At 56.8% G+C, this 12,517-nt stretch carries 16 protein-coding genes; all 16 read right to left on the reverse strand.

The window, feature by feature from the left end:
- Window position 1: 1 nt before the first annotated feature.
- The 16 genes from F3J40_RS01335 to F3J40_RS01410 all read right to left on the reverse strand — a co-directional run bounded on the left by F3J40_RS01335 (window position 2) and on the right by F3J40_RS01410 (window position 12,470).
- Window positions 2–442 carry a phage structural protein gene (locus tag F3J40_RS01335; RefSeq protein WP_167012180.1) on the reverse strand — a complete coding sequence of 147 codons (441 nt, stop codon included), beginning with the start codon at window positions 440–442 and terminating at the stop codon, window positions 2–4.
- A 9-nt stretch (window positions 443–451) separates the two neighbouring features.
- Entirely contained in the window at window positions 452–1,597 is a 1,146-nt protein-coding gene (locus F3J40_RS01340; RefSeq protein WP_167012181.1) for a DUF3383 family protein, read from the reverse strand.
- Window positions 1,598–1,599: 2 nt separating this feature from the next.
- On the reverse strand, window positions 1,600–2,148 hold the full coding sequence (locus tag F3J40_RS01345; RefSeq protein WP_167012182.1) for a phage neck terminator protein: 549 nt from the start codon (window positions 2,146–2,148) through the stop codon (window positions 1,600–1,602).
- On the reverse strand, window positions 2,141–2,527 hold the full coding sequence (locus tag F3J40_RS01350; protein ID WP_167012183.1) for a head-tail adaptor: 387 nt from the start codon (window positions 2,525–2,527) through the stop codon (window positions 2,141–2,143). Before F3J40_RS01350 ends, F3J40_RS01345 begins: the two co-directional genes overlap by 8 nt.
- On the reverse strand, window positions 2,520–3,143 hold the full coding sequence (locus F3J40_RS01355) for a phage virion morphogenesis protein (RefSeq protein WP_167012185.1): 624 nt from the start codon (window positions 3,141–3,143) through the stop codon (window positions 2,520–2,522). Before F3J40_RS01355 ends, F3J40_RS01350 begins: the two co-directional genes overlap by 8 nt.
- Window positions 3,140–3,547, reverse strand: a complete 408-nt coding sequence (locus tag F3J40_RS01360; RefSeq protein ID WP_167012187.1) for a DUF4054 domain-containing protein — start codon at window positions 3,545–3,547, stop codon at window positions 3,140–3,142. The genes F3J40_RS01355 and F3J40_RS01360 overlap by 4 nt, the downstream gene beginning before the upstream one ends.
- Window positions 3,534–3,875 (reverse strand): STY1053 family phage-associated protein, encoded by a 342-nt coding sequence (locus F3J40_RS01365; protein ID WP_167012189.1) that lies wholly within the window; start codon window positions 3,873–3,875, stop codon window positions 3,534–3,536. The genes F3J40_RS01360 and F3J40_RS01365 overlap by 14 nt, the downstream gene beginning before the upstream one ends.
- Window positions 3,876–3,916: 41 nt before the next feature.
- Window positions 3,917–4,870 (reverse strand): DUF2184 domain-containing protein, encoded by a 954-nt coding sequence (locus tag F3J40_RS01370; protein ID WP_167012191.1) that lies wholly within the window; start codon window positions 4,868–4,870, stop codon window positions 3,917–3,919.
- A gap of 9 nt (window positions 4,871–4,879) precedes the next feature.
- A complete protein-coding gene (locus F3J40_RS01375) occupies window positions 4,880–5,374 on the reverse strand; it encodes a structural cement protein Gp24 (protein WP_167012193.1) in 495 nt (164 codons plus the stop codon).
- 8 nt (window positions 5,375–5,382) lie between these two features.
- Window positions 5,383–6,597 carry a DUF2213 domain-containing protein gene (locus F3J40_RS01380; protein WP_167012195.1) on the reverse strand — a complete coding sequence of 405 codons (1,215 nt, stop codon included), beginning with the start codon at window positions 6,595–6,597 and terminating at the stop codon, window positions 5,383–5,385.
- 48 nt (window positions 6,598–6,645) lie between these two features.
- A complete protein-coding gene (locus tag F3J40_RS01385) occupies window positions 6,646–7,368 on the reverse strand; it encodes a phage head morphogenesis protein (RefSeq protein ID WP_167012197.1) in 723 nt (240 codons plus the stop codon).
- Window positions 7,256–8,722: a DUF1073 domain-containing protein gene (locus F3J40_RS01390; protein WP_167012199.1), complete on the reverse strand. Its 1,467-nt coding sequence runs from the start codon at window positions 8,720–8,722 to the stop codon at window positions 7,256–7,258. The genes F3J40_RS01385 and F3J40_RS01390 overlap by 113 nt, the downstream gene beginning before the upstream one ends.
- Before the next feature lie 10 nt (window positions 8,723–8,732).
- Window positions 8,733–10,343 (reverse strand): terminase large subunit, encoded by a 1,611-nt coding sequence (locus F3J40_RS01395; RefSeq protein WP_167012201.1) that lies wholly within the window; start codon window positions 10,341–10,343, stop codon window positions 8,733–8,735.
- Between the two features lie 206 nt (window positions 10,344–10,549).
- Window positions 10,550–11,527, reverse strand: coding sequence for a terminase small subunit (locus F3J40_RS01400; RefSeq protein ID WP_167012203.1), 978 nt, complete (start codon window positions 11,525–11,527; stop codon window positions 10,550–10,552).
- 42 nt (window positions 11,528–11,569) lie between these two features.
- On the reverse strand, window positions 11,570–11,896 hold the full coding sequence (locus tag F3J40_RS01405; protein WP_167012205.1) for a hypothetical protein: 327 nt from the start codon (window positions 11,894–11,896) through the stop codon (window positions 11,570–11,572).
- Between the two features lie 118 nt (window positions 11,897–12,014).
- The gene (locus F3J40_RS01410) at window positions 12,015–12,470 is read right to left on the reverse strand and encodes an Ig-like domain-containing protein (RefSeq protein ID WP_167012207.1); all 456 of its coding nucleotides are present in this window, start codon (window positions 12,468–12,470) and stop codon (window positions 12,015–12,017) included.
- Window positions 12,471–12,517 lie beyond the last annotated feature (47 nt).

Below are 12,517 nucleotides of genomic sequence, written 5' to 3' on the forward strand. Positions count from 1 at the left end.
GTTAATACTCCCCAAGAACCTGATCGATTTTGATGACATCAAATACCCAGGCGACGATGCCGGCCACTTTTGGGTTGTTGTAATCCGGGTGTTTCTGGAACGCACATGACCGGGCCGTTACCAGATCGCCAGAGGCTGAGTTGTTGATCACAATCACGTTGTTACCCCACAGAGCTGAAGACAGGGTTTGCGCGTTGTACATCAGCGACAGTTTTTTATTCACCGGGGAGGTTTTCAGCAGGTTAATGGTGACGGTACCGGACTTCCCGGCGATCAGGCTGTGCTGGCCTTCGCCATCTGCCCCAATGGCCATGTTGTTTTTGTTCTCCGCCATCGTCACGGTGATACCTTCATCCGCGTTGGCAGATCCATACCCGAGATCGATAATACCGGTCGGCCCGGTCAGGGACGCATTTACGTCCATAAATGAGTAGGTAGCCATATTTTCCCCTTAGCGAACTACATTGATCTGCACGTCGGCATAATGCACCGCGCCAGCCAGTTTGCAGGCCACCTGAATCGTCGGCGCTTTACGCTTCTCACGATCGGCCTGCGCCTGAGAGGCCATTCCGGCGGAGTAGACGTAATAGCCTTTAGTCAGCGTGTCGCCTGATGCCAGTTGGCCGATTGCGCCACCGTTCCACACGCCCGGCGCGATTAGCCCGTTTGTAACGGCCTGGTCCATTGACGCCTCCACGTTCGCCAGCAGTCGGGTATTACCGCCATCGGTCTGTGGAATTTTGGTCGTAGAGCCGTAGAGCAGAGCAAACAGATTGGTCTGCACGTAGTTCTGCAGCCAGTCGAGGCCGTGACGCTCATCAAAGAAGTCACCGTTACCCATCACGCCCTGCTGCAGGATCGCGCTGTCGTTGGCGTAGTACACGAAGACGTTCGCGTTTTTCGCATCCACCGCCGCCGCCTGAGCGCTGGTCAGGGTTTCATAGGCCACACCCGGCTCAGTTTTGAATTTCAGTGTGAGGGTGGTATTGCTGCCGGTAAAGTCCACGGTAAACGCACGGCCAAAGGCTGAGAGGGCGGCGTATTCACTGGCGGTGGAATACTGCACGAAAGTTCGGCTGTAACCGGCGGCTTTCACTTTCGAGGCCAGGTCGTCCGTTGAAGTGGTGCTGATCACACCGCCGTCTGCGGTTGTCACGGCGAAAACGCGGGTGACCGTATCGGCCTCTATGGCCGCAGCCACAGACAGCACGTCAGCGGCGGACAGCGCAACACTGTCGGCAATCCCCAGCCCGTACCAGCTGTTATAGCCCTGCGCGGCGTTCACCGCCGCCAGCATGGTTTCAACCGAGCCGGATTCAGCAGTGGCCAGCGTCTTCGCCCAGCGCCCGATATACACCTGCGTAGGCGCAGGCGACTGGCTGAAATAGATAGTTGCCGCCGCATATTCCGGGCTGTCCGTACCGAAGTCCGTGCCGATATCCATCAGCGCGGTATAAAGGCGCAGACGTTCAGTCACAGGGATGATGGTAGAGGTGCCGAGAATAAGCAGCGATCCGAAATTGCGACCCGATGCCGCCACAGGCGACATGATCACATCAACGTTCACAACGTTGGAGACAGGTAAGCCCTGCGTCATGGTTATTCTCCGATAAAGGTAACTGGCGCTTCCACCAGTGACTGAATGTTCCAGGTGCTGACAACCTTGCGCCGCAGCTGCACGCGCAGGTCATAGCGCCGCACCCACTGGTTATTAAGCAGTTCAGGCGCAGAGCGGATGCTGTCGCAGTCAGCGAGCGTGAGGTTAAATTCGTTGAGCGCCGCGTTGTTCTGGCTGATGGCAATGCCATCGCGAAAACGTGACGCATACTGCTGGCCGGACGGCCCGTAAAATGACGCCAGGACGTCAATAAGTTCATGACGCCATGATTCGGTGGCGCTATCGGTCTGGTTGACCATCGCCGGGCCGCTGTCGGCAGTAATATCCATCACCCCAAAAGCGCACCAGTTCGTGGTGACGGGCGGCAACGCTGGCTGATCCGGCTGCCATCGCGCACGCACCATCCCGTCAGCCAGGCCAGAGACGTATCGCACCCAGCGGCTGAGAAGGATATCCAGAGACTGATCGTAATCCCCCACCACCTCAACCGGCTGAATCCACCCTGCCTGGCCGGAGGTGTTGTCACTCATCCGGCGTACCCCCGTCAAACGGCATCAGCTCACAGTGGGCCTGCACAAATCCGGCCCCATACTCTGTGTACGGGTCCACGAAAGAAACGCGGTAGTCTCGCCCCTGATAGTTGACGATATCCGCATCATGGCCCGTCTGGCCCTGCGTAAGGCGTTCCGCGGTCACGATCAGAATTGCACCGTGCACAACCTGCCCGCTTTCCATCCGGCGACTTTCCAGCGATTTATCCACCGTTACCACGCCGCTGAATGGCGCGGTAACCAGCGCGTTGTGACCGTTGCCGTCAGCATCCACCGTCATGGTGCGCCGCGTTACCTTCAGTGACGTGTTGCAGAAGTCAGGATCGAAAAGTACGTCTGAGACGTCTAAGTCAGGCATTTTTATCCCTCACAACGTAGGTGATTGAGCGCAGCAGCTGCCCGGTGTCATAGAGTGGTTTGGTACCGGTGCGGCCCCGGCTTCGCCGCGCCTGCAGGGTGCGTTCAGAGAGCGGCGTCAGCTGGTCACCAGCGGTAATCACCTGCTTTGCCGCCTGCGATGCCACCATACCGGCCCGGTTGAGCATGATTTCGGCCTGCGCGGCGTTACCGCTGAGCATTGCGCCAGCGGCCTGCTTTAACAGGTCGGTCGTTTTCACGCGCGAGCTGGCGATCCCCATTTCGAGAAACGGGCGCGGCGGCAGCGACACGGTGTAGGAGGCAACCTTGTGATCGGTGGCGAAATTGCTTTTCGACTGCTGAACAAACTTGCCGCCGTGTTTAAAATTGCCCTCACCGTCAACCTGCCGGTAAAGCGTGGTCGTGTGTTCCGGCACGCGGATCGTCCCGCCAAAGCTGTGCAGGTAGCCCAGCTCCGCGTTATTGATTTCCATGCCGTCCTGACGTTCCGCGCGGTCTGAGGGTATACCCACCAGCACATCCTTATTGCCCAGTTGCTTCAGGGCATCCAGCACGTCCTGCAGATTGTCCGCGCGGATAGTCAGGCCTGATTTCATAGCTGCCGACCTCCGGCCCCGAACATCATGATGAGCTGCCAGAACTCCGCGCCATAACGTGAGTTGTTCCAGAAACCGGCATCCGGGTTTAGCGTTGCGCCGGTGTCATAGCTGACGCTGACCTTGTCCACGGACTTCGACGATTGCACGCCGTTAGTTGAACCGCCCGCGCCGCCGGTCGCCATGGCCCGACTGTCTGCCGCCCATAGAACCATGTAATGCGCCACAAACAGCTTGACGAAATACGGGAACATCTCGGTACCGGTGACCTTCTCATTGAGCAGGTTATCCGCCAGGGTGAGACGTAATGTCACCTGCAGATCGGGAAATTTGGCTGTGTCAGCGAACTGGGGGTAGGCGGTGCGGAAATCGGCTACGGAAGGGAGTGAATTATTTTTTGCCATCGCCTCCTGCCTTAAGCGCCTCATTCTCGGCAGTTAACACCGCCAGCGCCTTATCTTTGGCCTCGATCTGCTCAGCCTGTTCGGTGATCAGTTTGGCCTGCTGTTCCAGCTGCGTGTTCAGGGTCTGAATCTGCGCCAGCAATTCCTCATCGCTGCCACTCGCCGTGACCGTCCCCGTCTGGTCGGAGTGCGCTTTCACGAACCAGTGCTCGGCAACGTCTTTGTCTACGGCGATCCGCCCGGTGCCGAATTCCGTCACTTCTCCTCCAGGCGCGTTGAACGTGAACGGGGTGTGCACCAGAATTTCTACCTGTGATTTTTTAGCCATGATGGCTCCTGCGAAGCCCCTTTCGGGGCTGAATCAGTGGATCAGATGCCGTCCATATAGGCCAGCGTTTCCGGGTAAACCGGTTCAACAGCACCCAGCTTGCCGTAGTAGGTCACCAGCTGGTACAGGCCGCGATACTGGATCGGGATGCTGCGTAGCGGTACCTGCGGGAAGCGGACAAACTTTTTGTCGTTGGTATATGCCAGCATGCGATCGGTACCGCCCACGCCACGGCCTTTCAGCCACTTCACGGCGCGGATGTTCAGCGGGAGACCGTTCTGGTGATAGGCAATGGTGTTGGTAGAGAGATAGGTCAGCAGTGACTGGTTACCCGCTTCTGACACAATGGTGCTTGCCAGCAGCGCGTACTGCTCCGGCGGCAACAGCAGGTCAGTCGGCACCATCGAGTAAGCCGAGTTTTTCCAGGCGGTGGTTAATACGGTATTCACCGACTGGCGGATCTCGTCTGCCGTTGACGTTACCCAGGTCTTAACCGCATTTGTCAGGCCCACTTTGCCGGTACCGGTTGCCAGCGTAAGCAGCCCTTTCAGCCCTTTGTCTGTGTCGCCGATGTAGACCTGCTCATCGTTGTCCATCTGCCATTTCAGCTGCATGCCGTCATATTTCTGGGCATCAATCGGACGACCGACCTGCTGCGCGGCGTTCAGTTCAATCACGGTCCAGCCCAGCTCCATGCCCCACAGGTTCAGCGGGAGGCCGAGTTTATCAATATCGATATTTACGCCAGCGATCGCAGTGGAGTTCGCGCCCACCCAGTTCTTACCGTTTGGGTTCGCACCTGAACCGGCAGCGGCAAAGCTGGTGTTGGTCCAGCTGGAGATGTCGTCGGCAATCGACACATCTTCGCGTAACTGAATGTCACGGCTCCAGGTGTACGCCACCAGCGGAGCGTTCAGGGTCTGGTCAAGGCGTTCAAGCTCACCAACCAGGAAGGCACCAGTACCGTCTACGGTGCGTTGGTCAAAAGTCTGCATGGTTGATCCTTAAATCTTGTAAGAAATTTCAGCGTTGCCGTCTGCATCACCGGCACCGGTAAAGACAGCGTTCGGAACGGCCACCACCGTGGCATCACCCTCGGCTGGCGCATCCGGCGTCAGCGCACCGCCAGCCAGCTTGCAATACACAGGGGCGTTACGGGTGATACCTGTGGCGTCTGCACCCACGTTCACGGTCATGTAACCGCGCTTGAGGATGTCGCCGGTACGCAGGCCGCCGGTCAGATCACCGCCTGAGGCCAGTTGGTGATTAAAATCGGCGTTGCTAGTGGTTGGATAAGGGCGCACCAGGAAGCCCGTAATAGCGGCTGCCGTATCACCGGCCACCAGCGGCACAAAGCTGTTGCCGGTGAATTTGCCCGGCAGGCCATAGTCAGGAAACGCCAGCGTGGCATCCAGCAGTGCTGGCTCAACGGTCAGGTCCTGCGGACGTGAAATGGCACCGGCAATGCCCACAGGCATCCGGAGAAGAATTGATGTCATAGTGATCCTTAGCGTTTAGCCCAGAATTCCTGGTTGCGCTGGTTGAGGGATGAGATGGAGTCGGTGGTACGTTGGGCGGCATCAGCGGTGCGCTGTGCGGCAGTATTGCGACTTTTCGCCAGCTCGGAGACAGCGGTAAACGCCATATCCACCACCGACTTATTCAACGTTTTGATTGCCGCATCGCCTACGATTTGACGTACCAGTGACTGATCGGCAGTAGCCAGAACGTGGCGTTTGAAGGCTGTCGGCTTCATCGCCTGTTTAAGGTCAATGCCCGGCAGGATGAGTTCGGCACGATACGCAGCATCACCGGTAGCGGTCTCCTCTTTCTCATCCTTCTCCTCGGGGTCACTGTCACCCGTCAGGTTCTTTTCCGGATCATTGCCATCACCGGTTTTCCCCTCCAGCGCATCGAGGCGAGCGATTAATGCCTGTGCCCAGGCGGGTACCTCTGCGTTGTCATCCCCGGTAGCCTGGCCGCCCATTTCCGGGTTCTTATCCGGCATAGGATTTTGCGGACTCAGGTTGATATTTAGGTTAACACCCTGAGGTAAATCGCCTTCATCGCCCGTCGGGGCCGATTCAAGCAGTTCATTCATGGTGTCCGCATCGCCGGTTTTCATCGCTTGTCTAAAGCGCGTGATCCAGCTTTTTTTGGTAGTTGCCATCGTGTTTCTGTCTCCAATTGCGCAACGTAAACCGGCCCTGCCGTTTGGGACTAGAGCCACGTGATTACCAGTGATCTGGTGTTGTTTCGCTTTACCCGCACCGGTCTGCTTATACTCAGCGTCATAACCGCATGACACCTCGCGCAGACCGCTTTCGATATAGCCGATGGCCGCCTCATCTTTGATGATGAGGTCAGCGATAGTGAGGTCTGACTGGCTGCCAGTGCCGCGCCTGACGTTCTGGACGTGGCCCACGGCCAGCTCGCGCCAGTTCTCCGGGTCCACGAACTTAATGTTTCCGGCGTCATCTTCCGGGTGGAGGATCGTCACCGTCATGCCTTCAAAGGAGGCCAGCGTCTCCGGGCTGAACACCTCATCAGGCGTGCGCTCAACCACGATTTCCCCATCACTGTCTGCTTCCAGATTCGGCAGGTCATCAGCGGAATAGAGCTGGCTACCGGTTCTGGCGATCGGCACATCCTTGCAAAGCAATGAGCCATCGCTCAGGCGAAAGCGGGTATCACCCAGACGGGTGTTAAACAGATATTTCATGCATTCCTGCCCGGTTCAGGCCAAAAAAAACCGCATTGCTGCGGCTCGTTATTTATCGGGGATGACGACTTCACACCAGCACCGGCAGTTAGGCAGTGCGCCAGCATGGCCGGTCAGACCGTCCAGCGTGGGTGGATTAGTCCAGGCGACAAACTTACCCTCCATCTCTTCGTGCGAGTGGCGTACATCGCCATCGTCCGCCGTGCGCCAGATATAGCCATCGGAACCGATAGCCAGTGCGCGCGCCTGCGTGAGTGCGGTGGTCGCCCTGCCTATTTCAGTTCGGGCTATCAGCCGGGCGCGTGACGCGGCCACATCACCGGAAGCGGCGATTTCTTTCGCAAACGGTGCAGCACGACCGCCAGCGGAAACAGCTTCAATGGCCCGGTTCTGGATGTCGTAAATGCGGTCAGCCGCTTCGAGCGGCAGCGATTTGATGTACTTGATTTGCTCGGCGACGATGCTCTGCATCACCTGGCCGGTAGAGGTGTTCTGGATGATATGGCGCAGCTCAGCGCTGATATGCTGGCTGTTCTGCTTCCATTCATGCTCGTTCTGCCTGGCGATAGTGTCCGCAAAGCGCGTGGCTACGCGGCCAGCCCAGCCTTCAATTTTTTGACTGTAAGCATCGAGCGCATCCATGATTTCCGTGACGCTGTCATTTGAACCATCGTAGCCGCCACTTACGATATCCCCCACGGCTTGCGCTATCTTGCGTAGGCTGGTTCGATACTGGATCTCCGCCTGCTTCGACAGGCTTTTCGTCGTCATCACCCCCGATCCCCGGCGGCGGTTCATCTGCGGCATTGTTGATATCCTCATCGGTAATCGATGCGCCGATGCCGGTCACATCAGAGGCTTCACGCAGGTCCGTCATGGCGGCCTTCTGCGTCAGCAGTCCATCATTCAGGGCGGTGCTGATGGCATTGGTCATGTTGACGGCTACGGTGGAGCGATCCACATCCGACATCTGCCAGAGCGGGTTAAACTCGAAAGTGAAATCATCGGGTAGAGGCTGGCTCAGCTCAGAGCGGTGGATGATATCCAGCAGCCTGCGCAACGGATGACGCAGGCGGCGTTCCTGCTGCGTACCAATTTTGTCGTAGTAGTTGGCCAGGTCAGCATCACCGGTTGAGAATCCTTTCGGCGACTGGCCGAAGAGACGCACCAGAGGGATATCTACCGCGCCGCTGATTTGCTCCGCGAACTGCCCGATCACATCATCCAGCCCGGAAAACGTGTACTGGTGCGTTTCAAAGTCATCCTCGCCATCGAGCAGCGTTAACCCCTCATTGCTCTGATACAGCCGCACCAAATCCATATTTTTCAGCAAAGCGTCATAGGCTTTGCCGCCCATCGCGATCAGCTCTCTGAGCTTCTTAATCTTCATGGTGCGCAGGTGGGCTTTGTAAACCAGCTGCGCCGCGCCCATGGTGGCGCTGTCGAACGCGGTGAGGCGATCCCAGATGCGTTCAACCACCGACATGCCCCACTCGTTTTCGGTGATAGCCTGCTGGTAAGGCAGCGTTACGCCGTCGAAGCGGATCAGGCGGCTGTGATGAATACGCCAGGAGGGAATGCCGGTAGCAGTCGTCACCACATCGTAAAATTCAGGCTTGCCCAGATTCGGGCCCATTTCTTTGATACGCCGCGTCAGGACCGGGTTAATCATCCAGCGGTCGAGGGGAAGCACGCCCTTGAATCGGCCATTCCCAATCGTCTCGAGTCGCAGCGGCGTCATCGGTGCCTGCCCCTCGATCATGATAAAGCCCACGGCACCACCGTAGAGGCGTGACCATTTGATGGTGTCGTTCAACCGGTCCCACAGCTCCAGCTCATCAAATTTTGACTCAATGATGCCGCGATGCTTGGGATCGATTTCTGAGGTGATACGGATGCCCTTGCGGGTCATATCATCCGCGATAGCATCCACGGCAGAGCCGATAATGGCTGATGAGCGGTACGCCCATTCAATCTGCAGTCGGTTGCGGCTGGTAAAGTTAGCCCGGTAGGTCGATGCGGCATGCTGGTTAGGCTGCTGCATACCCACGCGCGCCATAAAGTTATCGTAGCTGTCCGCTGTCGCCTGGGGAGCCGATGCGCTGCCTCTGTTCTTACGTCCCATCGTTTCCTCGTTACAGGCGCATCCAGATATCCAGATCCGCGTTCATTGGCGCGTAGTTGATCATGACGGAGTCAGCCAGGTTAGGTGATTTGGTGCCGTCAGGCTGTTTGTCCACGGTGACTTTCCCCACGCCGTTAATGGAGTAGGTTGGCTGGGACAGCTCAATGACCAGTTTGTCTTTGCAGGCCATCAGGCTGCTGATTGAGATAATTTCGTCGGGGTTGTAGGCCATGCCCTCAACCACCGCGCGGTAGGTGTTCTGAAATAGCTTGCGCAGATACCACCAGCTTTGTGCTTTAGCGTTGGCAAAGAAATCTTTGTTGAGTCGGGCCGCCTGGCCGTTATCGCCGCGCACCGCTTCATCGTCAGGATCGAAAACCCCGCCGCTGCCACGGAATGGCGTAGCCAGTATCATGGGCCGTCTCGCCGCTTTACGCAGCTCATTGATGGCGCGCGCGTCACCACGAACGCCAGCCCCCAGCCCGTCCTCATCGAAGCGGAATTCTTCGAGCCGGTCCTCTTCGCAGTAGCCGAACACCTTCTCTACCGATCCGTAGATATCGCTGCCCACGCCAGACCACTCGCGCACGTTCTCCAGCAGGAAGCCATGACGGGTAGACAAGGCGTTTTTATCGCGCCCTTCGTCGGCCACGTCCATTGCACCCAAGCGCTTGCCAGTGGGTTCAATGCCCAGCTTCACATGCGCATCGATGGCAGCCTGCACCCAGTCGCTCGGGATCAGCACGCCTTCCGCTGATGCAGCGTAATTCAGGTCAAGTTCCTGCGCCACAACAACCGGGTTATCAATCTTCTCGCACTCCTTCCGGTACCAGGCATCGTCTTTGCGCGGGTCGCTGCGCCAGTGGAAGGTGAATACCGGTATGCGGCCACCGTGGCGCTTCTGTGCGAACGGGTTCGCCATGCCGTTGACCGATGAGAGGTCGATGCGGCAGCGCGTGGTTTGTGAGAGTGACGCCTCAATAAGCATCGGGCGCTGCAGAAATGCGGCCTCATCCACGAAATAGAGCGTGGTTCGGTCACCACGTCCGATGTTGTCACCCGCCTCGCCTTTGAGCACAGCGCCGGTTGTGGGGAACTCAACACGCATGTAAGGCGCGTGCTTCTTCGCGTTCCAGTCGCCGCGAAACTCCACGGGCAACATCTCAACGAATTTACGTGCCTTCCAGAACAGCGCCTTTGGGTCGCCGGTACTGTCCACGTATTCCTCTTTACGGGAACCGAAGCCGATCACCATTTCTTTGTTGAAAAGGCACATCGCACAGGCCAGGCCGATCGAGGTCCAGCTCAGCCCCATTTCACGGCTCTTTTCGGTGATGCCGTTCTCATGGTGGCCGCGCCGGTCCATGATCCAGTGAATCCACTCCTCCTGTTTCGGGAACAGCAGAAACGGTATCGAGACGGGCAGCCCGTAATCGAGGTTACGCGGGTCGGTAGTGATGCCCCAGTCGATAATGAACTGCGCCGGGTCGTTACGGTAGAACTCTCGCAGCGCGGGCATCACCTCAGGGTTTTGCCTGATGCGCTGTAGCCTCTCCATGCGCCACTCGAACACCTGCCCGTAATCGGGATTACGGAAATCAAAGGGGAACGGGATAGGCATGAAAAATTCTCAGGAATTGCAGCGATTTAACATAATAGACGTATTGCGCCCCGGCCAAGATACACTCGCACCGCATACGCAGCGAGAGGCTTATTTGTCGGGGTTTTCTAGGGGGAAACCAGGTAAAATCGGGTGCATAAACCGTGCATAAAACCGGCCCAGAATTGCATAGCCTTTTTTGACGGCCAACGCCTCGTTTTCGGCAATCAGCCCATCATTTTGCGGTACGCCTCGGCGGCCTGCTCTGCCGTCATAGTTACCTGCTCAGTTTTGATAGGCCCACCATCAGGGCCGCTCAGTTCGGCTCTGGTTTTCACCATGCCCAGGTGCTGCGCCACCATCTTGAGAGCATCGTCCTGATTTCGGGTAATCACCTCGATACCGAACTTGCCCTCTTTGACTCCGGCAAATAATCGCCGGGCAGCGCCTGAGGTGTCGCGGGTATCGTGGATCACGGTGCGGCTCAGTCCAATGCCGTTGCAGCGGGGGCATTCTGGATTTGGATCGAGAACAGCATCATAACCGTAACCGCCCTGATCTGTCGGCTCACGCTGTTTGCGTGTGGCGGCTTCGACGCGCTGCTCTTCAAACTCCACCATGTCGCGCCACTGATATTGATGACCGAATCCCCAGCAATAGCGACAGCACCCACGGTGGTGCTCAGTCAGTTCGGAGGCGTCAGCGGTCGCGATATCCCACCACCATTGCAGCACGCCATCCTGGGTGATTGCTGTCCGCCGCGCTCGCGCTTCCATAACGTCCCGCACAGCTCGGCTCACCTTAGCATTTCTTAGCATACGCGAGGCGTTCACGTAGGCGGTATTACCCTCGCCTTTGTAACCTGCCCGGCGGTAGGCTGCCGTGCGGTTCAGGTCGATCAAATATTCCTCTACAAACAAGAGCTGCTGCTCGCTCAGCCCATAAATGCGCAGATCAATATCGTGCACATCAGTCTGCGCTGCGGTCGTAAAATTGGGCTGCGCTGGCGCAATTCTGGTCGGCTTTTGCTGCGCAATTTGCGCAGTTGAGTGCGCAGAATTTTGCGCAGATGGCTTTTTGATGTAACGGCGCGCAGATGTGTAATTCAGTCCCTGCGCTTCGCACCAGTCTTTGGGAGAAATACCGGTTTTAGCATGCTCGGACAGGAACCGTTGCTGAAGGTCTCCCCAGTCCGGTTTTGCCATTGTTGCTCCAATAAAAAACCGCCCGTAGGCGGTTTCAGTTAGTTAAGCTAGCGAACTTAAATAGTTTAGTTGGCCGTGAATAACTTGTTTCGGATCATCCTTAAGATGGCCTTTAAAGAGATAATGGCTTGTATGATCTTCAAATCTAATCTCAAGTTCTAAAGGCGAATGACCGTTAAAGGCTGTGGTGTCCTTATGATTGTGAGGCGTAGATTTGATAAAGGCTTGAGTTCCAATCACCTCACCCTTGTAGAAGCATACATAATCTCCGCCGTTAATCTTGCCAGCATTGACTACTACGATGCCATCCAGTTGGCCGTTCAAATTAACGTTGGTATTGAAAATTAACTTATAAATTCCGTCTTTCATGCTCACCCCAAGTTTTTTAGCCTTATGGCATGAGCAGTATATCACCACCTCAAATCGTTTTATTTCTGTTCGATACTCATTCATCATCGGGCGCACTCGCAAATGCGCCCTGTGATGATCAGCGGAACTTGTTACGCAGCGCCACCAGATCAGCCTCGGCAGCTTCGCCGAACACTTCAATGCCGTGCAGAATCCACTCAACCTCTTTTTCGAAGTCGGCTTTAAGTGCATCCAGAGCGCTGGTGGTCGCAGCTACTGGAACAACATTCGAAGCGGCCACTGGCACCGCCAGGAACTCAACGCTGATGGACTGCGCGGTACCGTCCGCCAGGGTAGCAGTCACCTGATAAGTGCCCGCAATCGTGCTGGTGAGGTCAGTGGTCGCCGCACCGTTATCATCGGTGGTCAACGCAGTGCGCGAGAAAACAACGCCATTGTCACCCGTCAGTGTCACGGCTTGCCCGGACAACACGCCGCCAGCATCGTTGGTAACCTGTACGGTCAGAGTGTTAGCGGTAGTACCATCAGCGAGCACGCCAGCCAGTACAGCCAGCGCTAATTTGATTTTTGACATCGGTGTTTTCTCTTCTTTGGTGTGAATAAACCAGCTTTTCAGCTAGG

Source organism: Candidatus Pantoea multigeneris, from assembly GCF_011752615.1.
Classification (GTDB): domain Bacteria; phylum Pseudomonadota; class Gammaproteobacteria; order Enterobacterales; family Enterobacteriaceae; genus Pantoea; species Pantoea multigeneris.